15 protein-coding genes and 12 pseudogenes are annotated in these 23,494 nt (G+C 60.0%); 10 read left to right on the forward strand and 17 right to left on the reverse strand.

The window, feature by feature from the left end:
* Window positions 1–33 precede the first annotated feature (33 nt).
* Window positions 34–606 (forward strand): annotated as a pseudogene (locus EIO60_RS06225) (DUF3251 domain-containing protein).
* A gap of 61 nt (window positions 607–667) precedes the next feature.
* On the opposite strand, the gene secF reads toward EIO60_RS06225, so the two are convergent.
* The 5 genes from secF to queA all read right to left on the reverse strand — a co-directional run bounded on the left by secF (window position 668) and on the right by queA (window position 6,150).
* Window positions 668–1,636 (reverse strand): protein translocase subunit SecF, encoded by a 969-nt coding sequence (gene secF / locus EIO60_RS06230; protein ID WP_258576209.1) that lies wholly within the window; start codon window positions 1,634–1,636, stop codon window positions 668–670.
* 10 nt (window positions 1,637–1,646) lie between these two features.
* A complete protein-coding gene (gene secD, locus EIO60_RS06235) occupies window positions 1,647–3,494 on the reverse strand; it encodes a protein translocase subunit SecD (RefSeq protein WP_258576210.1) in 1,848 nt (615 codons plus the stop codon).
* 25 nt (window positions 3,495–3,519) lie between these two features.
* On the reverse strand, window positions 3,520–3,852 hold the full coding sequence (yajC, locus tag EIO60_RS06240; RefSeq protein WP_258576211.1) for a preprotein translocase subunit YajC: 333 nt from the start codon (window positions 3,850–3,852) through the stop codon (window positions 3,520–3,522).
* A 25-nt stretch (window positions 3,853–3,877) separates the two neighbouring features.
* Complete coding sequence (gene tgt, locus EIO60_RS06245) at window positions 3,878–5,002, reverse strand: tRNA guanosine(34) transglycosylase Tgt (RefSeq protein ID WP_258576212.1); 1,125 nt, start codon at window positions 5,000–5,002, stop codon at window positions 3,878–3,880.
* Between the two features lie 77 nt (window positions 5,003–5,079).
* Complete coding sequence (queA, locus tag EIO60_RS06250) at window positions 5,080–6,150, reverse strand: tRNA preQ1(34) S-adenosylmethionine ribosyltransferase-isomerase QueA (RefSeq protein WP_258576213.1); 1,071 nt, start codon at window positions 6,148–6,150, stop codon at window positions 5,080–5,082.
* Window positions 6,151–6,255: 105 nt separating this feature from the next.
* On the opposite strand from queA, the pseudogene EIO60_RS06255 reads away from it, so the two are divergent.
* Window positions 6,256–6,773 (forward strand): annotated as a pseudogene (locus EIO60_RS06255) (ACP phosphodiesterase); the annotation flags it as partial.
* A gap of 35 nt (window positions 6,774–6,808) precedes the next feature.
* Complete coding sequence (locus tag EIO60_RS06260; RefSeq protein ID WP_258576305.1) at window positions 6,809–7,561, forward strand: inositol monophosphatase family protein; 753 nt, start codon at window positions 6,809–6,811, stop codon at window positions 7,559–7,561.
* Window positions 7,562–8,028: 467 nt separating this feature from the next.
* Here EIO60_RS06260 and EIO60_RS06265 read toward each other — a convergent pair whose 3' ends face one another.
* Window positions 8,029–8,538 carry a hypothetical protein gene (locus EIO60_RS06265; protein WP_258576214.1) on the reverse strand — a complete coding sequence of 170 codons (510 nt, stop codon included), beginning with the start codon at window positions 8,536–8,538 and terminating at the stop codon, window positions 8,029–8,031.
* A 15-nt stretch (window positions 8,539–8,553) separates the two neighbouring features.
* Here EIO60_RS06265 and EIO60_RS06270 point away from each other — a divergent pair, with 15 nt between their 5' ends.
* Window positions 8,554–8,751, forward strand: coding sequence for a hypothetical protein (locus tag EIO60_RS06270; RefSeq protein WP_258576215.1), 198 nt, complete (start codon window positions 8,554–8,556; stop codon window positions 8,749–8,751).
* On the forward strand, window positions 8,738–8,896 hold the full coding sequence (locus tag EIO60_RS06275; RefSeq protein ID WP_258576216.1) for a hypothetical protein: 159 nt from the start codon (window positions 8,738–8,740) through the stop codon (window positions 8,894–8,896). The genes EIO60_RS06270 and EIO60_RS06275 overlap by 14 nt, the downstream gene beginning before the upstream one ends.
* A 173-nt stretch (window positions 8,897–9,069) precedes the next feature.
* Here the strand turns inward: EIO60_RS06275 and EIO60_RS06280 are convergent.
* Both EIO60_RS06280 and EIO60_RS06285 read right to left on the reverse strand, forming a co-directional pair.
* Window positions 9,070–9,695 (reverse strand): annotated as a pseudogene (locus tag EIO60_RS06280) (ATP-binding protein); the annotation flags it as partial.
* A gap of 8 nt (window positions 9,696–9,703) precedes the next feature.
* A pseudogene (locus EIO60_RS06285) lies at window positions 9,704–10,331 on the reverse strand (winged helix-turn-helix domain-containing protein).
* Between the two features lie 193 nt (window positions 10,332–10,524).
* Here EIO60_RS06285 and sbcD point away from each other — a divergent pair.
* Window positions 10,525–11,126: pseudogene (sbcD, locus tag EIO60_RS16115) on the forward strand (exonuclease subunit SbcD); the annotation flags it as partial.
* A 6-nt stretch (window positions 11,127–11,132) separates the two neighbouring features.
* Here the strand turns inward: sbcD and EIO60_RS16120 are convergent.
* The 3 genes and pseudogenes from EIO60_RS16120 to aroL all read right to left on the reverse strand — a co-directional run.
* A pseudogene (locus EIO60_RS16120) lies at window positions 11,133–11,588 on the reverse strand (IclR family transcriptional regulator); the annotation flags it as partial.
* A 277-nt stretch (window positions 11,589–11,865) separates the two neighbouring features.
* Window positions 11,866–12,057, reverse strand: a complete 192-nt coding sequence (locus EIO60_RS06300; RefSeq protein WP_258576219.1) for a YaiA family protein — start codon at window positions 12,055–12,057, stop codon at window positions 11,866–11,868.
* Window positions 12,058–12,179: 122 nt separating this feature from the next.
* Entirely contained in the window at window positions 12,180–12,704 is a 525-nt protein-coding gene (gene aroL, locus EIO60_RS06305) for a shikimate kinase AroL (protein ID WP_258576220.1), read from the reverse strand.
* A 281-nt stretch (window positions 12,705–12,985) separates the two neighbouring features.
* Between aroL and EIO60_RS06310 the strand changes: the two are divergent.
* Window positions 12,986–13,570: pseudogene (locus EIO60_RS06310) on the forward strand (DUF2076 domain-containing protein).
* Window positions 13,571–13,620: 50 nt separating this feature from the next.
* Here EIO60_RS06310 and EIO60_RS06315 read toward each other — a convergent pair.
* Both EIO60_RS06315 and EIO60_RS06320 read right to left on the reverse strand, forming a co-directional pair.
* Window positions 13,621–13,959: pseudogene (locus EIO60_RS06315) on the reverse strand (YaiI/YqxD family protein).
* Between the two features lie 9 nt (window positions 13,960–13,968).
* Window positions 13,969–14,415, reverse strand: coding sequence for a DUF421 domain-containing protein (locus EIO60_RS06320; RefSeq protein ID WP_258576306.1), 447 nt, complete (start codon window positions 14,413–14,415; stop codon window positions 13,969–13,971).
* Between the two features lie 606 nt (window positions 14,416–15,021).
* On the opposite strand from EIO60_RS06320, the gene proC reads away from it, so the two are divergent.
* Complete coding sequence (proC, locus tag EIO60_RS06325; protein WP_258576221.1) at window positions 15,022–15,828, forward strand: pyrroline-5-carboxylate reductase; 807 nt, start codon at window positions 15,022–15,024, stop codon at window positions 15,826–15,828.
* Between the two features lie 32 nt (window positions 15,829–15,860).
* Here the strand turns inward: proC and EIO60_RS06330 are convergent.
* Window positions 15,861–17,335: pseudogene (locus EIO60_RS06330) on the reverse strand (FAD-dependent oxidoreductase).
* Here EIO60_RS06330 and EIO60_RS06335 point away from each other — a divergent pair.
* On the forward strand, window positions 17,330–17,731 hold the full coding sequence (locus tag EIO60_RS06335) for a hypothetical protein (RefSeq protein WP_258576222.1): 402 nt from the start codon (window positions 17,330–17,332) through the stop codon (window positions 17,729–17,731). The pseudogene EIO60_RS06330 and the gene EIO60_RS06335 sit on opposite strands and share 6 nt — an antisense overlap.
* A gap of 81 nt (window positions 17,732–17,812) precedes the next feature.
* Here the strand turns inward: EIO60_RS06335 and EIO60_RS06340 are convergent.
* Window positions 17,813–18,119 (reverse strand): annotated as a pseudogene (locus tag EIO60_RS06340) (PsiF family protein).
* Between the two features lie 98 nt (window positions 18,120–18,217).
* A complete protein-coding gene (gene iraP, locus EIO60_RS06345; protein WP_258576223.1) occupies window positions 18,218–18,472 on the reverse strand; it encodes an anti-adapter protein IraP in 255 nt (84 codons plus the stop codon).
* A gap of 594 nt (window positions 18,473–19,066) precedes the next feature.
* Between iraP and EIO60_RS06350 the strand changes: the two are divergent.
* Window positions 19,067–22,141: pseudogene (locus EIO60_RS06350) on the forward strand (beta-galactosidase).
* Here the strand turns inward: EIO60_RS06350 and EIO60_RS06355 are convergent.
* Window positions 22,077–23,262, reverse strand: a pseudogene (locus tag EIO60_RS06355) (MFS transporter); the annotation flags it as partial. The pseudogenes EIO60_RS06350 and EIO60_RS06355 overlap by 65 nt on opposite strands.
* Between the last annotated feature and the right edge of the window lie 232 nt (window positions 23,263–23,494).

Here is a 23,494-nt window from a genome sequence, read left to right on the forward strand (position 1 = left end):
TTGCGTATTCCTAAATAACGGACAAGGACTTTTATTATCGGGACGGTTTGGGCGCCGCTGGCGTTCGCCGTAGCACTATTGAGCGGCTGTAGCTCAACGCCCGCCAATCCGCAGGTGAAACAGCCACATCAGGAAGTGAGCCAGCTGAATCAGGATATGCGCCACCTGACCAGTCAGGCCGGCGCCATCGAAATCCAGGACCAGCTGAACAGCCACTCCACCCAGGGCGCCTGGCTGGTGCCGCAGGCCAATACCCCGGTCGAGCTGCAAACCCAGCTCGGTACGCTGCGCCTGTTGCTGACGCGCCTGGCCGCAGAAGCGAGCGGCGCACGCGCCAACCTTACCCTTAGCGCCACCGGCGACGGCACGGTTCCCACGCTGCGCGCGCGCGTGGTGTAGGGCGAGCGCGATCCGGCCACCGGCAAGCCGCTCGAGGCAAGCAGCCTGAGCCAGACCATCGAGGTGCCGGCCTCTCTGCTGCCGCGCACCTCGGTGACGGTGCCGCTGCGCCTGAGCGACTTCGCGCCGAATCAGCTTAGCTTTGTGCGCGTGCATGACGTGGTGGGCGACGCACCCGCCGAGCCGACCGCATCCGCCGCGCAGTAAGCGAAGCGCCCGAATAAAAGGGGCTACCCATTGGCAGCCCCTTTTTTATTACGCTTGCGCGTTACGGCAGAATCGAAGGCTGATCCGCGCCCTCTTTCTCTACCTTCTGCACCAGCATATTTTCGCGCTTCATGCCCAGCTTCAGCGCCAGCGCGGAAGAGACATAAATCGACGAAACGGTGCCGATAGCGACGCCGATCAGCATGGTCAGCGAGAAGCCTTTCAGCAGCGCGCCGCCAAAGACGAATAGGATCAGGGTCATCGCCAGCGTGATCAGCGAGGTAATCAGGGTACGGCTCAGCGTCTGAGTCAGCGAAACGTTAGTGATATCGTAAGAGGAGCCGCGACGGATCTTGCGGAAGTTCTCATGAATACGGTCGGAGACCACGATCTTATCGTTGAGCGAATAGCCGATCACCGACATTAGCGAGGCGACGATGGTCAGGTCGATCTCGATATGCGCCAGCGACAGGATGCCGCAGGTGATGATCACGTCGTGCGCCAGCGCCAGTACGGTGCCGAGCGCCAGACACCACTCAAAGCGAAAGCCGATATAGATCAGGATGGCAATCAGCGCCGACAGCAGCGCCATTGCGCCCGCCTGCGCCAGAGCGCTGCCCACGCTCGGACCGACAAACTCAATACGCTTCACGGTGGCGTTTTGCTGCGCGGTCTGATTGATGATGGTGACAATCTTGTTGCCTAACTCCTGCCCCGCCGGACCGTCCATAGGTGCCATGCGCACCATCACGTCGCGGCTGCTGCCGAAGTTCTGCACAATAGGATCGGCATAGCCCGCTTTTTCCAGCCCGTCACGCAGCGTATCCAGATCGGCCGGTTTATCCAGGCTGATCTCAATGACCGTACCGCCGGTGAAGTCGAGGCCCCAGTTGAAACCGCGTACTGAGACCATGGCGATAGACGCCACGATCAGCAGGCCGGAGATGATAAACGCCAGCGTGTCCCAGCGCATAAAGTCGACAACTTTACGCCCGTGGTTCAGCTGTTCAATATTGTATTCCTGTGCCACAACGCACTCCTCAGATAGACAGCTTGTTGATGCGTTTGCCGCCGTAGAGCAGGTTCACGATGGCGCGCGTGCCGACGATCGCGGTAAACATTGAGGTCGCGATACCAATTGCGGTGGTGATCGCGAAGCCCTTAATTAAACCGGTACCGACCGCATACAGGATTATGACCTTGATCAGCGTCGTGACGTTAGCGTCAACGATACTGGAGAAGGCGCCTTTGTAGCCTTCATGGATCGCCTGCTGCACGGAACGACCGTTTCTCAGCTCTTCCTTAATACGCTCGTTGATCAAGACGTTCGCATCCACCGCTACTGCCAACGTCAGCACTATACCGGCGATGCCCGGCATGGTAAGCGTCGCGCCAGGCAGCAGCGACATCACGCCGACGATCAGCACCAGATTGCAGAGCAGCGCGCTGGTGGCGATCAGGCCGAACTTCTTATAGAACACCACCATAAACAGAATGGAGGCGATCAGGCCCCACAAGCAGGCTTCCAGACCCTGGGTGATGTTCTGCGCGCCCATGGTCGGGCCGATGGTGCGCTCTTCCACAATCTGAATTGGGGCGATCAGCGCACCCGCACGCAGCAGCAGCGACAGCTGACGCGCTTCGTTCGGGTTGTTGATGCCGGTGATGCGGAAGCTGTTGCCGAGGCGAGACTGGATATTGGCGACGTTGATCACCTCTTCCTGCTTCACCAGCACCGCACGGCCGTTGGCGTCTTTCTTACCGCTGTCTTTGTACTCAACAAATAGGGTCGCTATCGGCTTGCCGATATTGTCCTTGGTGAAGGTAGACATGATATTGCCACCCGCGCCGTCCAGCGAGATATTCACCTGCTGCTGGTTGTACTCATCCATGCTCGACGTTGAGTCGGTGATGTGGTCACCGGTCAAAATCACGCGCTTGTAGAGTACTACCGGCTGGCCTTCACGCGTCTGCTTCACTTCTGAGTCGCCCGGCACGCGGCCACTGGCGGCGGCAGTCGGATCGACGCTGGTGTTCACCAGACGGAACTCCAGGGTCGCGGTCGCGCCAAGGATCTCTTTCGCGCGCGCGGTATCCTGAATCCCCGGCAGCTCGACTACAATGCGGTCAGAGCCCTGAAGCTGCACTAGCGGTTCGGCAACGCCAAGCTGGTTCACGCGGTTACGCAGGATGTTGATGTTCTGCTGTACGGCATACTCGCGCGCTTCGCTGAGGCGCGCATCGCTCATCACCGCGCGCAGCGCGTCGCTGCCGCAGGAGGAGATCACCATGTCGCGGTGACGCGAGGTCAGCCAGTTCATCGCTTCGTCGCGGCTGTTGCCGTCGCGGAAGCGAATCTCTACGCCGTAGTTGGCAATCTTATTGACGTTGGTGTAAGGGATGTTTTTCTCGCGCAGATCGTTACGCAGGCTGTCGGCATTCTGCTCCTGCAGCTTGCCGAGCGCGGTGTCCATATCCACTTCCATCAGGAAGTGCACGCCGCCGCGCAGATCCAGACCGAGCTTCATCGGCTCCGCCGCCAGCATGCTCAACCAGCGCGGCGTCGCCGGCGAAAGGTTCAGCGCGACAACATAATTTTCGCCAAGCTTGTTCACAATCGCTTCGCGGGCGCGCAGCTGCACGTCTGTATTGGCGAAGCGCGCCAGGATGGCGCCGTTTTCCAGCGCGAGGGATTTGCTCTGGATATTCTCTTGTTTTAACAGGTTCTGAATCTGATCCAACGTTTGCTCACTGGCGCCGCCGCCGCGCGCGCCAGTGATCTGAACAGCCGGATCCTCACCATACAGGTTGGGAAGCGCATAGAGCAGGCCGACGAGAATCACGACGACCAGCATGACGTACTTCCACAAAGGATAACGATTTAACACGGCAGTTCCCTTAGGGAAGTAAAAATTAGAGCGCCTTCATCGTACCTTTCGGCAGGACGGCAGCCATGAAATCACGTTTGATAACCACTTCGTTCGTCTCGTTCAGGGCAATAGAAACATAGCCCGTCTCAGACACTTTGGTAACGCGACCCACCAGGCCACCGCTGGTCAGCACTTCGTCGCCTTTGGAGATCGATTCCATCAGCTTTTTGTGCTCTTTCGCACGCTTCTGCTGGGGACGCAGGATCATGAAGTAGAAAATCAGGCCAAATACCACCAGCATAAGCACCAGAGAATACGGACTTCCCTGCGACGGTGCACCTGCGGCAGCCACGGCTTCAGAAATGAAAAAGCTCATTTAGTTTCCCTCATTGCTAGAATTATCAGACGTTTAACGGCGGAACCGCTTTGCCCGTCCGTTGGTAGAACTCGCTAACAAAGCGCTCCAATTTACCCTCTTCAATAGCCTGGCGTAAACCCGCCATCAGGCGCTGGTAATAGCGCAGGTTATGAATGGTATTCAGGCGCGCGCCGAGTATTTCGTTACAGCGATCAAGGTGATGCAAGTAGGCGCGGCTGTAACTGCGACAGGTGTAGCAATCACACTCCGCATCCAGCGGCAAGGTGTCGTCTCTGTGCTTCGCGTTGCGGATTTTCACCACGCCGTCGGTGACGAAAAGGTGGCCGTTGCGCGCGTTGCGCGTCGGCATCACGCAGTCGAACATATCGACGCCGCGACGAACGCCTTCCACCAGATCTTCCGGCTTGCCGACGCCCATCAGGTAGAGGGGTTTATCCTGTGGAATCTGCGGGCAAATGTGCTTCAGAATACGATGCATGTCCTCTTTCGGCTCACCCACCGCCAGGCCGCCCACAGCGTACCCATCAAAGCCAATCTCTACCAGACCTTTGACGGAGACATCGCGTAAATCTTCGTAAACAGAACCCTGAATAATGCCGAACAGCGCGTTCTTGTTGCCCAGGCTGTCGAAGCGGTCGCGGCTGCGTTTCGCCCAGCGCAGCGATATCTCCATCGAGCGCTTCGCGTAGTCCCAGTCCGCCGGATAGGGGGTGCATTCGTCGAAAATCATCACGATGTCGGAACCGAGATCGTATTGAATCTTCATCGACTTTTCCGGATCGAGGAAGATCGGATCGCCATTGATCGGGTTGCGAAAGTGCACGCCCGCCTCGGTGATCTTGCGAATATCGCCGAGGCTGAACACCTGAAAGCCGCCGGAATCGGTGAGAATCGGCCCTTTCCACTGCATAAAGTCGTGCAGATCGCCGTGCAGCTTCATGATCTCCTGACCGGGACGCAGCCAGAGGTGGAAGGTGTTACCAAGGATAATCTGCGCGCCGGTCTCCTGAACCTCTTCCGGGGTCATGCCTTTTACCGTGCCGTAGGTGCCGACCGGCATAAACGCCGGGGTTTCCACCACGCCGCGATCGAAAATCAGGCGGCCATGGCGTGCGTGCCCGTCGGTTGTGTCGAGTTCAAACTTCACAGAGCCTCCATCAGAGAAACAGTCTGATGCGATAGGTTAAACAAGCGGTTTACGGCGCGGCCGTAAACCGGACATTATCAAGCGCCGACTTTTTCCTGCGTCGCCTGCGGATTTTTGGTGATAAACATCGCGTCGCCGTAGCTGAAGAAGCGATAGGCTTCGGTGACCGCGGCCCGATAAGCCGCCATGGTGTGCTGATAGCCGGCGAAGGCCGACACCAGCATAATCAGGGTCGATTCCGGCAGATGGAAGTTAGTGATCAGCGCGTCGATTACCTGATACTCATAGCCCGTATAGATAAAGATCTGCGTGTCGTCGAAGAACGGCGCGATAAGTGCCTCACGGCTCGCCTGCGCGGCGCTCTCCAGCGAGCGCACCGAGGTGGTGCCGACGGCGACCACCCGGTTGCCGCGCGCCTTGCACGCCAGCACCGCGTCAACCACCTCCTGCGACACTTCGGCATACTCGGAGTGCATCACGTGATCTTCAATGCTGTCGACGCGCACCGGCTGAAAGGTGCCCGCGCCAACGTGCAGCGTCACGAACGCCATCTCGACGCCCTTCTCTCGCAGCGCCGCCAGCAGCGGCTCGTCAAAGTGCAGGCCGGCGGTCGGCGCCGCCACCGCGCCCGGCTTCTGGCTGTAGACGGTCTGGTACAGCTCGCGGTCCGCCTCTTCGTCCGGGCGATCGATATAGAGCGGCAGCGGCATATGGCCGACACTGTTGAGGATATCCAGCACCGCGCGCTCGTCGTCGAAAACAATCTCGAACAGCGCGTCGTGGCGCGCCACCATCGTGGCCTTCACGCTCTCGTCATCGCCCAGCAGCAGCGCGGCGCCCGGCTTCGGCGCCTTGGAGGCGCGCACGTGCGCCAGCACATGCTTCTCGTCGAGCATCCGCTCTACCAGCATTTCGATTTTGCCGCCTTTTGCCTTGCGGCCGTAGATGCGTGCCGGGATCACCCGCGTATTGTTGAATACCAGCAGATCGCCGGGATTTAGATTCTCCAGCACGTCGGTAAACACCCCGTGCGTCAGCTGCCCGCTCGGTCCGTCCAGCGACAGCAAGCGACAACCGCTGCGCTGCGCCTGCGGATAGTGGGCGATTAAAGATTCAGGCAACTCAAAAGCAAAATCGGCGACACGCATGGCTAACTTCTTACTCAGGCATAAAAACAGGCGGCACAGTTTAGCGGAAAAGCGGCCAATTCTGAACAACTGGCTGCGCGTTCGCACTTCTGGCTATAATGCGGCATGAACTTTCTTGCCCATCTTTACCTCGCCCACCTCGCCGACAGCTCGCTGCTTGGCAACCTGCTGGCCGATTTCGTGCGCGGAAACCCGCACAAGCAGTGGCCGACGCCGGTTGCCGAGGGCATTCTGATCCACCGCCGGCTGGATGCGATGACCGACGCCCTGCCTGAGGCCAAAGAGGCGCGTCCGCTGTTTCGTCCCGAGACGCGCCGCGTCGCACCCATTACGCTTGACGTGGTGTGGGATCATTTTCTCGCGCGCCACTGGACGCACATCTGCCCAGAGATGTCGCTGGACGCCTTCACGCACTTCGCTGAACAGCGCATCGTGCCGCAGCTGGCGGGCACGCCGAAAGGCTTTCAGGCGCTGAACACGGTGATGTGGCGCGAACGCTGGTTCGCACACTACGCCGAGCCGACGCGCATGGCGCGCGTGCTGAACGGCATGGCCCACGGCCGCGCCTCGCCGCGCTGAGCGACTCCTATCACAATTTCACCGACCACTACGCCCAGCTGGAGACGCTCTTGACGCGCGTTATCGCTATGCCTGTGAAATTGCCCGGGCGGCGGCCAGCCGCGCCTGGTCGTGGTATCAGCAGCGCCAGCAGCTGGTGGTGGAACACAAGCGGGATCTTCAGGATGTGGTCAGCGAGGCGGACCGCAATGTCGAAGCGCTGATCAAGACCCTGATCGCCGAGCGCTTCCCGGAAGATGCGGTGCTGGGCGAAGAGAGCGGTGGCGACGTCGAAGGCGCCAGCTGGGTCTGGGTGGTAGACCTTGTCGACGGCACCGCCTGTTTTGTTAACGGGTTGCATAACTGGTGCGTCTCGCTGGCCGTGCTCTACAACGGCGAAGCGGTGATCGGCGCGGTGTGCGATCCCAACCATCATGAGCTTTTTCACGCCTACGTTGGCCAGGGCACCTGGGTCAACGAGACGCGGCTGCAGGCGCACGGCGCGCAGCATCTCAGCGAAGGCGTGCTGGGATTCAGCAACTCCAGCCGCGCACCGGCGCAGCAGACCGCCTGCTTCCTTGAGAGGCTGCTGGAACAGGGCGGCATGTTCGTGCGCATCGGCTCCGGCGCGCTCACCTCCGCCGCGGGCCGCTTGATTGGCTACTACGAAGCGCATATGAACCCCTGGGACAGCCTGCCGGGCATCGTCCTGATGCGCGAGGCGGGCGGCGTCACCAATGACTATCTGGCCAACAACGGCCTGAAAAAAGGCAATCCGGTGCTGCTGGCCAACCAGGCCATCTATGCGCAAATCAATGCGCTGCTGGAGCCTGACGCTCTTGAACAAGCATAGCCGTTCAACAGACGGCTCCGTGGCCGGAATGCAAAAGTGACGACGCCACACGTAGCCCGCTAAACAGACACAGACCGCGCCATACTCTGAACGCGGGCGGTAGGCGCCACATCGCCACACCTTCCGCGACGCAGACAATAACGCCGCGCCCCGGCCCGTTTAGGGCACGTCTCAGGGATGAGGCGCGTCGCGGGCCGGGCGCGCAGGGGAGGCTTAAGCGACCTGCGACGGCGCCTGTCACTCACGCCAGCGCGCGGCACTGCTTTACCTCACAACAACGCCACTTATCGGTCGCCTTTTATCCTTCATCGCCGCTACACCATTTTTTCCGCGCCGGTGCGAACTTTTCTATATTCGCGGTGGCCTGATTTCCTTAGCCTTTTTTGACTTAAAATAAGCCCGTCAATCATCCCTTTATCACTCTTTTTTACTTTTGCTTATTTCGACGACTCGGGTTCGCCGATTTTTTATTCGCGGCGCGTCAATAATCTTCGCAGTATGAAAACGGCTGCCGAAAAACAGGGGAACCGATAATGAAAACAGGCGCTCCACAGGATTATCGCGCCGATATTGATGGCCTGCGCGCGGTCGCGATTCCTGCTGGCCGTGCTGTTCCACGCCGGCGTCAGCGCGCTGCCCGGCGGCTTTATCGGCGTCGATATCTTCTTTGTTATTTCAGGCTTTCTCATCGGCGGCACCCTGAGCCGCGACATCGCCGCCGGTCGGTTTTCCCTCCGCGACTTCGCGCGGCGCCGCATTCGCCGCATTGCCCGGCGCTGCTGACCATACTGTTCGGCCTGCTGTTTATCGGCTATTTTCTGCTGTCGCCGCTGGAATATAGCCAGCTGGCGAAAGCGAGCTTCGGCGCCTTTCTTTTGGTGCCCAATATTATGCAGCTGCAGGGCGCGGGCTATTTCAGCGCCCCGGCGGAATAAAATTCGCTGCTGATCGGCTGGTCGCTCGGCATTGAACAGCAATTCTATACTGTGGTCATGCAAACGCTGTTAAGCCCGCGCGTTGACGAAGTGGTGATCGCCGCCGCATGGGGGGCGGGCCTGAAAACACTGCCCAGCGCGGGCTACCACAGAAGCGATTATCCCGATAGCGAGAGCCTCAGCGCGCTGAAGCAGGGAATGGATGCGGTGGTCGCCCAACTGCCGTCAGGCGGGCAAAAAGGTGGTGTTGATTGAGGATGCGCCGTCACTGTCGCTGGACGCGCTGCGCTACAGCAACAACCGCAACATGCTGCTGCGCCACGAGCTGAGCCAGTGGCTGGGGAACTGGAAACCGCTGCCGACGGAAAACGCGCGCACCACGCGCTATTCACCGCCGTAAGCGGAGGTGACGCGGCTGCTGTGCAGCTACGCGCAGCGCGATGTGCGCGTGGTGTCGCTACAGGAGAATCTGTGCAATCGCAGCGGCTGTCTCTGGTGACCTAGCAGGGGCTGCCGCTCTATTATACGACGACAGCCATCTCCGCCCTCGCGGCATGGCGATCGCACTGGGCAGCCGCTGGTAGCACGTCTGGCAACGCGCTTATCCACGCAGTAGAAGCGCTCCGTCAGGCGCGGCAGGTGCTCGGCGGGAATGCTGGGACCGTTGTCGCACACCTTGAACTGCGCGCTCTGCCGGTTGCGCAGCCAGCTGATGTCGATGCGCGTGCCGTCCGGCGTATGATTGACGGCGTTGTAGACTAGATTAGAGCGCGCTCTGCGCAGCTGGTCGTCGTCGACGAGCACCTTCAGGTGCGGATCGGTATGAAAGTGGATCTCATAGCGTCCGCCGCTCAGCGTCTCCGCCTCGCGCTGCAGCAGACGCAGCATCATCGGCTCGTCCACCGTCTCCTTTATATCGATAACCGGTGCCGCCTTAATGCGCGACAGCGTCAGCAGCTGGCGCACCAGGCTGTCCATGCGGCGCGTCTGCTCCTGCATGGTTTGCAGCGCCTTCGCCCGCGACCGCTCGTGGTTGACGTTGGCGAAGAAGTTGCAGCTGGTGCATCTGGGTGACGTCGCGCGCCACCATCAGCCACATGCCCTTCGCTGTAGGGCATGATGAGAAACTCCATATGGTGCTGGTTATTGAGGATCAGCGTGAGCGGCTTGTTGAAGTCGCGCAGAAGAAGGTAGTAACTCCGTTTATTTAGTAGTGGGCGGAGAAACGATACCCCGTTCCGCGAACGGTTTGAACCATGCGATCGTGACCGGAAACCTCCAGCGCCTTACGTAAGCGGCGAATATGCACGTCAATGGTGCGATCCTCGACGTAGACGTTGGTGCCCCAGACATAGTTAAGCAACTGCTCACGGCTGTAGACCCTTTCCAGGTGAGTCATAAAGAAGTGCAGTAGTTTATATTCGGTCGGTTCTATCTCCAGCGGAGTCGACTCCGACATTACGCGGTGCGACGAGGGATTCAGGCTTAGCCCCTGCATCTCGATCACCTCTTCCACCGCCATCAGCTCTTTCGGCGAAAAAGGCTTGGTAATGTAGTCGTCCGCGCCCACTTCCAGCCCGCACATGCGATCTTTCTCTTCACCGCGCGCCGTCAGCATCATCACCGGAATATCGCGCTTCAGATGTTTGATAAACTGAATGCCGCTGCCGCCGGGCAGCAAGATTGAATCGGGCCAGGGCTCAATCAGTTTTCCTACCGCGCTGTCATAATCTTCAGCCTCGATAAGCTGATAGTCATTTTGCTCCAGAACGAAGCAGAGCATTTCACGTATAGGGGCTTCATCTTCATTCCACAACCAAAATGCGCTTAGCCATTGTAACTCCTGCTGATGTGACGGCTGTCACTGTTATATGCGGCGCCATTATGCGTCAGATTTGTGACAATTTTATGAAAATAGCCGCTTAATCAGAGCTTTAATACTGATTTATGACTGCCGGCGTGCCTTTTTTCGCTTTTTCGCCATAGCCGGTATAATCCGCCCGGCAAACCGTCACGGCAGGGAGTTTTATGCGCATTATTCACACCGCGGACTGGCACCTTGGTCAGTTTTTCTATAACAAGAGCCGGGCCGCCGAGCATCAGGCCTTTCTCGACTGGCTGCTGGCCCGCATTTAGGAGCATGCAGTGGACGCGCTGATCGTCGCAGGCGAGCTCTTCGACAGCGGCACGCCGACCAGCTATGCGCGTGAACTCTTCAACCGTTTCGTGGTGGCGCTTGCAGCCGACCGGCTGCCAGCTGGTGGTGCTGGCGGGCAACCACGACTCGGTGGCGACCCTCAATGAGTCGCGCGCTGCTCGCCTGCCTCAATACCCAGGTGATCACCACGCCGCAGGCAGACCACAACCTGCTGCTGCTGAAGGATCGCGCCGGCGAGCCGAGCGCGCTGCTGTGCACCATTCCCTACCTGCGGCCGCGCTATATCCTGCGCAGCCGGGCGGGCCAGTCGGGCCGCGAAAAGCAGCTCAGCCTGCTCGACGCCATTGCCGCGCACTATCAGCGCAGTGTCGAGGCAGCGCGCGCCCATCCGCTGGCTCTGCCGGTGATCGCCACCGGCCATCTCACCACCGTCGGCGTCAGCAAAAGCGACTCGGTGCGCGATATCTATATCGTCTTCATCATCTTCGCTGAACTGCGCCAGCAGTACGCGTCCGGTTGAGGTCGCGGCAGCGGGCATACGGCTGCCCGGCGGCGTAACCAGCTGGGTGAAGTGACGCCCTTGGAACACGCGCATTACCACCAGATCGCAGCCGTCGAGGCGCGAGATATAGCCGATGCAGCCCGTCTGGTCCGCCAGCCGCGCCATCGCAGGCGACGCCCTGTCCACCGGCGGCGCGGAGAGATAGTATCCGGCAACCGCTAGCAGCACGCGGCCAATATGAAAACAGCGGCTGTCGGGATCGCGCTCCAGCATTCCCTGACTCTCCATGGTGGCCAGCAGCCGCGAAACGGTGCTTTTCGGCAGCCTGAGCGCTTCCACCACATTGGTAAACATCAGGCCGGGATGGCCCTGCGTCACGCCCTTCAGCTGAAACAGTCTGATCACAGCGGCAGCATTTTCCAGCGTTGTCATCGCGTAGTTTCACTATATGGAACTGAGTTCCTGCTTCGATGCATTCAAACTAGAGCGCCGGGCAGGCAGGGGCAAGCGCCAATTTTTTTTCGGCACAGAACAGAAGAGAGGGGTAGTTAAATAACAGCCGAGGAGCGAAGTGAACCTGATTTTATATTGCTTCGGCAGGCAAGTGCAGAATGGAAAAGAGAAGTGCGGCGATAAAACAGGGAATAACAGCGAATCGGTTCGCCGCGCGATCGGCTATTTATCTGGCGTCCTTGCCAGAGAGAGTACCCTATTCTTTTTCCACATCTTCATAGCGCACTTTGGCATCCTGCGCTTCCGCTTCCGTTTTATGCTCGCTGATCAGGGTATTGGGCGATGGATGATCGGCACGCAGCTCCCAGGAGGTAACGGTGCTGCCCTGCGGACCTTTCTCGACGGTGACGACACGGGCTTCGCGTGGATAAGGTGGTCTGGTTGGCATATTCAATCCCTCTCGGCTAATAGCATTCCACAAGACGAGACAATTCCCGTCTGAAAACAAGTATAGCCAGGCCGCGCGTCACGCACGGCAAAGCGGGAACAATCTGAGAAAAAAGAGGAAAATCAGCTGGCGCGCGCCAGCGACAGGGAGCGCAGAATGTCGTCGACCACGCGCTCGGGCGACTGCATGGCGTTAACTTCGTGATGGGCGGCGGCGCGATAGAGGTGGGCGCGCTCGCGCAGAATATCGCCCATCTCTTCAGCGATGGGACGGCCGGTCAGCGTAGGGCGCTGTGCCGCTTCCGGCTGGCTCTCCAGCCGCTGCGCCAGCACGTGCGACGGCGCGCTGAGCCAGATCACCTGACCGTGCTCCTGCATAAAGCGACGGTTATGCTCCGCTAGCACCATGCCGCCGCCGGTGGCGATCACCGTGGCGGGCGCTGTCACCGCCTTCAGTGAGGTCGTTTCACGGGCGCGGAACCCGTCCCACCCCTCATCCGCCACGATCTGCGCCACGCTACGCTGCGTGCTGAGCTGAAGATGGTGATCGGTATCGCGAAAGGCGTAGCCCAGCGCGCGCGACAGAGCTTCGCCCACAGTAGTTTTGCCGCAGCCGCGCGCGCCGATCAGATAAATGGGTTGAGACATCAGGGCAGTTCCTCCGCCGTTGCTGGCCGTATCACGAGGCATATCGCTTAATAATGCGACGCATAATAACTGGAAACCGTTGACGCCTCCACCCGCGAAGCAAAAAATGCGCATGATTTTCTCCGCTTTACAGCTAAAACTTTAGTTATCAACGGAGTTACCATGCGCGTTTTGTGCAGCGACCGCACAAGGCAGCGGCGGCAACATTTGCTTACCTGGCAAATTTTACTTTGTCGCCCCCCGCCCCCATATACTTATCATGACGTCACAGGAGAGCCATTATGTATAGCCAGGAACACCAGTTAATTGAGGGTCTGTTCAGCCGTCTGAAACAGGCCGAAAGCCAGACCGGCCTGCGCGACGCGGCGGCGGAACAGCTGATTAAAGAGCATCTGCAGCAACAACCCGGCGCCCCTTACTATATGGGCGCAGGCGATCCTGATTCAGGAGGCCGCGATGAAGAAGCTAAACGATCGTGTCACCGAGCTGGAAAATCGTCTGGCGCAGTAGCAACAGCAGCCGGTCTGGAACAGCAAGCCGCAGCAGCCCTACAACAGCGCGCCGGCGCGGGGCACCGGCTTCCTCGGCGGCGCGCTGCAGACTGCAGTCGGCGTGGTGATGGCGGATATGCTGACCAGCCTGTTCCACCATTCGCAGCCGGAAGAAATCGTCAATATCATCAACAAACCCGAAGCGCCGCTGCCGCAGGTCGATAAGAATCTTGACACCTTTAACAGCATAGCGTCGGCAGCGGTTTCCTTGACCAGAACAACGGCTGGGACAACAACTACGCGGACAACAACGACTTTAACGATCTCGGCAACGACGGCTTCGACGACTTTAACGACGACGACGGCTTAGTCTGATCTCAGCGCTGGCACTGCGTCAGCCAGCTGTCCAGTGCGTTGGCGAACTGCTAGCGGTCGCGCGGGCTCATCGCCGCCGGGCCGCCAGTCTACACGCCGCTGGCGCGCATCGTATCCATCAGAGTGAGCTTTTCGCGGATGGTAGCGGGTAAATAGCGCTCGCCGCCCTTCTCCAGCACCTCCGCCACCAGCGGAATATCGGCGGTGATCACCAGATCCCCAGGCTCCACGCGCTTCACAATCTCGTTATCCGCCACGTCGAATCCGGCCGGCACGCGCAGCGACTGGTTGGCGACGAAGGTCACCAAGGTTTTGGTGCGCTCCGCCACGCGGTAGAGCCCCTCGTTGATTACGTTGGGGCAGGCCTCGGCATCGCCCCAGATAGCCATCGGTTTTCCTTACTCTTTGGGAATGATGGAAATCTTGCCGGTCTTCTCCAGAATGGCAAACTTTATTTGATCGAGCCGCTCCAGCCCCTGCGTGCTGCGCGCGCTTTGCAGAATATCCTCTTCGTCGATGCCCGCCTTTTTCGCCCGCTTACGCAGCAGCAGCTTGCCTTCCTCCACTAGAATCAGCGAGAAGCCGTCAATCAGCTGCTCCATGCGCGGAAAATGGGTTTTCAGGGTACCGAACAGGATATCGATCACAATCAGCGTAACGATAGTCAGCCCGGCGCCGGTAACGGAGAAATCGTCTCCCAGCAGCGCCTGCTGCGTCGCCTCGCTGATAATCAGCAACAAAATCAGGTCGAATGAGTTCATCTCCATCAGCGTGCGGCGTCCCGCGACTTTAAACACCACCATCAGCAGCAGGTACATGCTGGCTGCGCGTAAAACCGTTTCCATGTCGGACTCCCAAGGGTAAACAAACTGGCTGAACCGCACGCTCGACGTCTCGTCCAGCGTGACGGTGAGGTGATAACGGCCAAATTCCTGTGGCTGAGTGCCGATCCAGACGGTCGCCTCCTGCTGATCGGCGCGCCGGTGCCAGCGCAGCATCAGGCTATCCCCGGTGCTCCAGGCCTCATCCGGCTGCGGCTGGAGCGTCTGTAGCTGAATATTGTCCAGCTGCGGCCCGCGCAGCCGGACTTCATAGCTGTCGCCGCTCAGCTGTTTCAACCGCAGCGTCAAATCCATATTGCTTTCCCGCCGGCCAAAGCGCTCATACTCCACGCTCAGCCGCGCGTCCGGGCTGGTCGCGCTCTGGTTGCTCAGCCACCCTTTGGAAAACAGCCCCGCCGCGCCGGCGAGGACGATCAGCAGCAGCAGGACAAAACCGGCGTGCTGAATGCGCCACTCAATCCGCTGCCACCGCATATTCTCTTTAATCAGATAGTGCCGACTTTGATTTTCATTGTCTGACATGCAGGTTCCCCTTCGCTGACTTGTTATTAATCCTGGCTGAAGTAAGCTAACGCGTTAAGATTTTCTAAATCTCTTAAGGATACGGCGATGCTGGAGAAGAAGATTGGGTTTGTCGGCGGCGGCAATATGGCCAACGCTATTATCGGTGGACTGGTGAAAAGCGGCCAGATCGCGCCGTCGAACATCTGGGTTTACGACCGCAAGCCAGACGCGACCCTGGCGCTGGCGCACGGCATCCAGGCCGCCGAGAGCGCCGACGCGCTGGCGCGCGAGGTGGATATCCTGTTCGGCGCGGTGAAACCCAACGTGATTCTGAAGGTGCTGAAGGATCTGGCGGGCCAGCTGAAAAAAGAGACGCTGGTGGTCTCTATCGCCGCTGGCGTCACGCTTGATTCGCTGGCGACGGCGCTGGGCCACAACCGTAAAATCGTGCGCGTGATGCCGAATACCCCGGTGCTGATTAACGAAGGCATGACGTCGGTAACGCCGAACGCGCTGGTTGAACAGCCGGAGGTCGATGAGGTAGTCGCCATCTTCGAAAGCTTCGGCAAGGCGGCCGTGGTCAGCGAATATCTGATCCACTCCGTGGTCGGCGTCAGCGGCTCCGCGCCCGCCTACATCTTTATGTTTATCGAGGCGATGGCGGACGCCGCCGTGCTCGGCGGCATGCCGCGCGCCCAGGCCTATGAGTTTGCCGCGCAGGCGGTAAAAGGCTCGGCGCAGATGGTGCTGGAGACCGGCAAACATCCCGCCGAGCTGAAGGATATGGTCTGCTCGCCCGGCGGCACTACCATCGAGGCGGTGAAGGTACTGGAAGAGAAAGGCTTCCGCGCCGCCGTGATGGAGGCGATGCAGCAGTGCATGGTGAAGTCCGAGGCACTGAGCAAAAAGTAAGCGCGCAGCAGAGCCGCCTCGCCGGCTCTGCCCTACCCGCCGCTACGCCTGGCTTCTACCATCGCCAGCGCCTGCCCCATTGTCATCGGCGGCTGCATCGCCGGCACCAGCGCCGCAGTCAGGGTATATATGCCGCAGGAGAACACCGCCGCCAGCTTGCCCTGCTGTCCATAGAGCGCGATAAAGGTTTTCTCCTCCAGCGAGCCGATCAGGCGGTACTCATTCCACTTCTCTGCATGGCCCAGATACTCATAGCGCGTGCCGAAGTGCGTGGTCCAGAAAAAGGGCACGCGGTCGTACATCACGCGTCGGTCGAGCATATTGAAGGCGGCGATGCGCAGCGGCCCTTGCAGCGTCAGATAGCTGGCGATATCGCCTGCCACCCAGACGTTCTCCCGCGCGCGCAGCTGGCTGTCCACCAGCAGGCTGCCATCCTCTCGCAGCGGCAGGTCGTGAATAAAGCTGGTCGCTGGGGCGATGCAGGTCGCCAGCAGCACCACGTCCGCCTTGATGCGCTGACCATCCTGCATCCGCAGCGCGGTGACGTGATGCTCCCCTTCCAGCGCCGCCGGATCGCCATCAACGAACTGCACACCGTTGGCGCGGTACAGATCGCGGAAGTAGAGCCGACCTGCTCGCCGAACTGGCGCGCAAAGGGCAGCGGCTGACGCGCCACCACGGTGACCTCGACGTCGCGATTGCGCAGCGCCGACGCCATCTCCATGCCGATAAATCTGTTGCCGATAATCACCAGCTGCTGGCTCTGATCGACCTCTTTCAGCAGCGCGTCCGCCTGCTGGCGCGAGCGCAGCAGATGCACGCCCGCCAGATCGCTGCCCTCCAGATCCGGACGCTGCGGCACGCCGCCGGAGGTGATCAACAGCCTGTCGTAAAACAGTGACTCGCCGTCGGCGAAGTGGATGCGCTGCTCGCGCGTATCGAGGCGCGTTACCTCGCCCTGCACGCGATCGACGTGCGGCAACATATCCTCTTTGAGAATGTGCGGCACCTCGATGATATCCATTTTGCCGGCGGGCACTTGGTCAGCGCAGTGCGATCGTAGAGCGCATCCGGCTCGCGTTCCACCATCACCACGTTGCCTTTAAAGCCTTCGCGGCGCGGCGGGCAGCGCCGCCGCCGAGTACGGCAAAAACCGGCGCCTCACCGCCGATGCCGATGGGCGTCGCAGAGGACATCGCTTTGGGATTGAGCATCACGATGCCGTTCTCGACGCGCAGCGGATACTGCTTGAGATCGGCCAGCGCCAGCGGTTCGCACATATGGCCATCCTCCAGCGAGAACACTGCCTTATGCCACGGGCAGACCAGCTTATCGCCGCAGATGGCGCCCTGCTCCAGCAGCGCGCCCGCATGGGGGCATTTGGCCTGCTAGGCGCGGACGCTTTCTCCATCGCGGATCATCAGCAGTTCGGTATCGACAATTTTCGCCTTAGTGGGCTGGCGGTCGGGCAGATCGCGTTTAGGGCGATAACGGGCTGATAATGCATGACATGGCTCCTTTCGTTGTCGTGACTGACGCGCAGCGTTCTACGGAGTCGCGTATTCCCCTACAAAAAGTAAGTGTGGCAAAGGAATCCGGCGCGCTGCGCCCGAGCAGGGAAAAAGCGGCTAAGCCCTTGTTGCATCGCCTTTTTAAAGTTTTAGCAAGTGTGAACGGGGAGGAAAACGCGACGGTCAACCAGCGGATAACGCGCGCGGAAATAACCTTTATTTACGACGTCATAGCGGGAAATAACCTTGCAACGTGGGCGCCGCTATTTTGTCGGGCTGGCGTGACGGCGCGCGCAGGCATAACAACGCTGCATTTTTATTACCGCCCGCGCAGAATGGCGCATTATAAACAGGCGGTCCTTAACCTGATGCGCGGGCGACGGGCGCGCTGAAGCACGCTTTATTTAAACTCAGGCTATACAACGCGTCGATAAGAGAAACACGGCCGGACACTAGCCGTGTCAGATAAGCCCTCAGGCTTTTTTCAGGCAACCGCTCATAAAGGATTTACGCGTGTCGCCGCTGAGGTTTTTCTCGCCAGCCTCGCTATTGCAGCGTTTCATTTTTACCTGCTGCGGCGTCATGCTGGCCATTTTGCTCTCTCTTCAGGCATTCGCTTATAAAGGATTTATGCGCGTCGCCCTTAAGGTTTTGCGTAGTGGCGTGCTGATTGCACTGGACCATTTTCTGCTGCTGCGCGGTTTTATCGGCGGCCTGCGCCACGCTCAAGCCGCTGACCAGCAATGCCGCCATCATCACCGCTGATAAAGACTTTTTCATTGCCTGAATCCTCCGGGGAAATAGACTGTTAAGACTGGCACGAAATGAAGTACGCGGCATCGCCATTTACCAGTGAGCAGCGTGCTCTACCGCTGTTTTCAGACGCGCGGATGCGTTAGCAGCTTATCCAGATAATTACGTAACAGCAGCGCATCCTGATGGTGCGTGCTGTCGCCCGAATTGCGCATGGAATTATCGATACCGGAGGCAATGGCATGCTGCTGCTCCGGCTCCAGCTTGCGCAGCATCGCCGTGACAACAATTTCCAGCGCTTCCACCTGCGCCACCAGCTCTTTTGACTCTTCCTCTTTTTCCGCCAGATTTACCAGTAATTCCGCAATAAGGTTTTTCATGCCCTTGTCTCACCGATAAATAAAAGCAGAAGTTAGCATCCGATAAAATAAAAAAACGGCCTTTTTCGCCGATTTTATCCAGCAAGAAATAATGAATTTTATTGCGGGGGAAGGTAAAGATTTTATTCAAAGCAGGCGAAACGTTTAACGGCCATTTAAGTCAACGATAAAGCGTTTTCGCCCGTAATTAAGGTTGGCGCAGTTAAAAATTAGCGTGGGCCGGCGAAACCGTGTCCGTGACCGCCCCAGCCGCCCGGAGGCGGGAAAATACAACCGCTCAGGGCGGTAACCAGCGCCACGACGGCGGCCACTTTAACTAAACGTACCATAACAACCTCAGGATGAATGAAAACGGGCTGAGTGTATGAGCGGGCAAACCGGACGACAAGAGAGAATTTTCTAACTCCGCGTGGCATTAATCATTGCATACCAGGCTTAACGATTTACTGCCACGAAGGTGCCATAAAACCGTCATGCCGCCCTTTTTCCGCCTCGGCGGCGCGCGCGGAAAATTTCGCGCCGCACCGCGCGTTAAGGCTTTACAGCGCGCCGGAAAAGCCACATTGTGAGCGCAATATATTTAAGGATGCCGCCATGCCTATGCCCTCGATGTCACTGAGTGAAACTCTTGCCCGTCGCGACTGGGAGAATCCGGTCGTTACCAGCCTGCAGCGCCTGGATGCGCACCTGACCTTCGCCAGCTGGCACAGCGAGGAGGAGGCGCGCGGCGAACAGCCCTCTCCGGCGCTGCGCAGCCTGAACGGTAGGTGGACCTTCAGCTATTTCAGCCAGCCTGAGGTGGTGCCCTAGAGCTGGCTGCTGCAGGATCTGCCCAACGCCGCCACCCTTCCCGTACCGGCGAACTGGCAGATGCACGGCTATGATGCGCCGATCTATACCAACGTTCAGTACCCGATCGCGGCAGAGCCGCCGCAGGTTCCGCGCGACAACATTACCGGATGTTACTCGCTCACATTTACCGTGGACGAGCACTGGCTCGCCTCGGGCCAGACACGCATTATCTTCGACGGCATCAGCTCCGCTTTTTTTCTCTGGTGCAACGGCGTCTGGATCGGCTATTCGCAGGACAGCCGTCTACCTGCGGAATTTGACCTCAGCGCCAGTCTGGTGCGCGGCAACAACCGGCTGACGGTGATGGTGCTGCGCTGGAGCGACGGCACCTGGCAGGAAGATCAGGATATGTGGCGCATGAGCGGCATTTTCCGCAACGTGTCGCTGCTGCATAAACCTGCTACCCATCTGGCGGACGTGCAGCTTGAGACGCAGCTCAGCCCGGAGTATCGCAGCGCTGACCTGGTGGCGCAGGTACGCATCGCCGGGCTGACCAGCGCGCACCGCGTGCGGCTGACACTGTGGCGGGACGGCGTGCCGGTCGGCGTGACGGAGCTGCCACCCGGCAGCGCTATCATCGATGAGCGCGTCCACTATGCGGAGCGCGCCGAACAGCCGCTGCACGTCGAGGCGCCTGCGCTGTGGAGCGCCGAACCCCCCGCGATCTACCGCGCAACCCTGGTGCTGCTCGACGCGCAGGGTGAGGTGATTGAGGTCGAGGGCTATGACGTCGGCTTCCGCCGCATCGCCATCGAAAATGGCCTGCTGTGCCTGAACGGCCAGCCGCTGCTGATACGCGGCGTCAACCGCCACGAGCACCATCCAGAGCGCGGACAGGTGGTGGACGAGGCGATGATGCGCCGCGATGTCGAGCTGATGAAGCAGCATAACTTCAATGCGGTGCGCTGCTCCCACTACCCTAACCATCCGCTCTGGTATCGGCTGTGCGATCGCTATGGGCTTTACGTGGTGGACGAGGCCAATATTGAAACCCACGGCATGCAGCCGATAGGCCGCCTGGCAGACGATCCGCGCTGGTTCGCCGCCTTCAGCGAGCGCGTGACGCGCATGGTGCAGCGCGACCGCAACCACTGCAGCATTATTATCTGGTCGCTCGGCAACGAGTCGGGGCACGGCAGCACGCACGACGCGCTCTATCGTTGGGTGAAAAGCGCCGATTCGACCAGGCCGGTGAGTATGAGGGCGGCGGCGCCAACAGCGCCGCCACCGACATCCTGTGCCCGATGTATGCGCATGTCGATGAGGATCAGCAGTTCCCCGCCGTGCCAAAATGGTCGCTGAAAAAGTGGATCGGCCTGTCAGGAGAAAACCGGCCGTTGATCCTGTGCGAATATGCGCACGCCATGGGCAACAGCTTTAGCGGCTTCGCGAAGTACTGGCAGGCGTTCCGCCAGCATCCGCGCCTGCAGGGCGGCTTCGTCAGGGACTGGGTCGATCAGAGCCTGACACGCTACGACGAGAACGCTCAGCCCTGGCAGGCCTACGGCGGCGACTTCGGCGATAAGCCCAACGACCGGCAGTTTTGCATGAACGGGCTGGTGTTCGCCGACCGCACGCCCCATCCGGCGCTGTTTGAAGCGCAGCAGTTTTTCCAGTGCGCGCCGGAAGCGGGCGATCCCTTCAGCTTTACCGTCAGCAGTGACTACCTGTTCCGCAGCAGCGACGACGTGCTGCTGCGCTGGCGCATCGAGCAGCAGGGCGACGTGGTGGCGCAGGGCGAAACGGCGCTGGATCTTCCGCCGCAGGGTGTGCAGCGCATCAGCATGACGCCGCCCGATGGGCTGCGTGGCGACTGCTGGCTCAACGTCGCCGTGCATCAGCGCGAGGCGACGCTCTGGTCGCCCGCCGACTGGCGCGTCGCCTAGCATTAGTGGCCGCAGCCCGCCGCGCTGGCGCTGCCGCCGTCGCCGTCGCCGTCGCCGTCGCCGCCGACGCTGGACGAGGATGAAGAGAACCTTATCATTCGTCACGGCGGCCAGTGCTGGCTGTTTAGCCGCCAGAGCGGCGAGCTGGCGCAGTGGCATCGCGAGGAAGAAGCGATGCTGCTGTCGCCCTTACAGAACTGCTTTATCCGCGCGCCGCTGGATAACGATATCGGCACCAGCGAAGCAGAGCGCATCGACCCCAACGCCTGGTCGGAGCGCTGGAAAGCCGCGGGCTATAACGAGATGACGAGCCGCCTGGAGAGGACAGAGAGTCACCACCTGACAGACGCGGTGCTGGTGAGCGTGTTACAGGGCTGGTACGCCCACGGCAGGCTGGCGTTTCTCAGCCGCAAAAGCTATCGCGTCGACGTCAAGGGCGCGTTCACACTGACGGTCGAGGTAGAGCAGGCGCCCGGCCTGCCGACGCGCAGCAGCAGGTGGCGTGGCTGGGACTCGGTCCGCATGAAAACTACCCCGATCGCCAGCTGGCGGCGCAGTTTTAGCGCTGGCGGCTGCCGCTTGAGGCGCTGTATACGCCCTACGTCTTTCCCGGCGAGAACGGCCTGCGCGGCGGCACGCCCCAGCTTAACGCCGGCAGCTGGCAGATTGAGGGCGACTTCAGCTTCGCCATGAGCCGCTAAAGCCTGGAGCAGCTGCGCGACGTGTCAAACCGCCACCTGCTGCGCGCCGAAGCGGGCTGCTGGCTGCACCTCGACGCCGCCCATATGGGCGGCGGCGACTCCTGGAGCCCGAGCGTCAGCGCCGAGTTTCTGCAACTCAGCGGCGATGGCACTACGCGCTGCGTTTTGCGCCTTCGCCGTATCTGCGGGCTGCGCCAGCAGCGTGCGCGGACGGCGGTAAAAGCGCTTGAGCAGCACCACGTTTATCAGCACCACCAGCGCAGTGGCGAAGAAGACCCAGCGGTAGCCGATCAGCGCCGAGACAGCCGCGCCAAGCAGCGGCCCGGCGACGTTGCCGAGATACATAAAGGACTGGTTGTAGCCGAAGATACGGCCGGTGATGTTGTCGCGGGAGTGGCGCACCAGCAGCGTATGCACCGCAGGCATTATCGCGCCGTCGGCGAAGCCGAGCAGAAAGCGCAGGATGCCCAGCTACGTGGCGCTGGTGACGAAGGACATGGCGATCAGCAGTGGTGACGCCACCATGGTCGCCAGCAGAATGCGCTGCGTGCCGATGCAATCCCCCAGCCTGCCGAGACGCGGCGCGGCGATCACGCCGCTGAGGAAGGCGATATTCTCTGCGGTCGGCGCCAGCTCGCGCACAAACAGCGTCAGGATCAGGTTCACCGAACCGTTGCACATCTGATAACCATGGTGGTCACGAACAGGCAGAGCATCAGCCTGGGGTTATCGAGCGAGGCGAACACCTCGCGGCCGCTCAGCTTATCCTTCTTGCTGATCGGGGTGTAGCCGGTCTCTTTAATCAGGAACCGCGTCACCAGAAAGCTGATCAGCAGCAGCACGGCGGTAACTATAAATACCATACGTAGCCCGACCCAGTCGGCGAGCAGGCCGCCCAGCATCGGTACGAGGATCACGCCGCCGATCTAGCCGGTGGAGACGCAGCTCAGTGCCCAGCCGCTGCGGTCGCACGGCACCTGCGCAGCCACCAGCGCCATCGCGTTGGGAATGTAGCCGAAGGTCAGCCCCATCAGCGCACACAGCAGCAGCTGCTGCCAGGCCTGGGTGACGAACGCCTGCAGCAGGATCACCACGCCCATGCCAGATGCCGCGCGCAGCAACATCAGCTTGCGCCCTTTGCGGTCGGCCAGGCTGCCCCACAGCGGCGCGACAGCGGCGGAAACGATGAAGGTGACGCTAAAGGCCCCGCCCAGACGCTGAGCGTATCGCCACCGGCGACACCGAGCTGTTCGATATAGAGCGGCAGAAAGGGAATGATCTGGCTGATGGCGAGCCCGGTAAAAAAGCAGCCGAACCAGACCGAGAAGAGATTAATTTTCCAGGACTCGATTTTGCGTGGCATCTGTAAGCAGGCGGTAGCGACGGGAAGCGCTAGTTTAGCAACGCCCCGCCGCCGCCGAATGACAAAACATGGCACACGCGGAAAAAAACCGTTTTACGCTGAGCCAGCCCCATTTCGCTGAGGCAAATCGTCTCTCAGGGCGCTTTTTCAGTGATTTCAGATCGCTTTTTTAACGCTGCGTCACATATTGCCCGGCCTTGTGTCAGCAAAGATAAAAAAA

Origin of the sequence: Candidatus Pantoea persica, from assembly GCF_013753875.1 — a bacterium.
Lineage (GTDB): Bacteria > Pseudomonadota > Gammaproteobacteria > Enterobacterales > Enterobacteriaceae > Pantoea > Pantoea persica.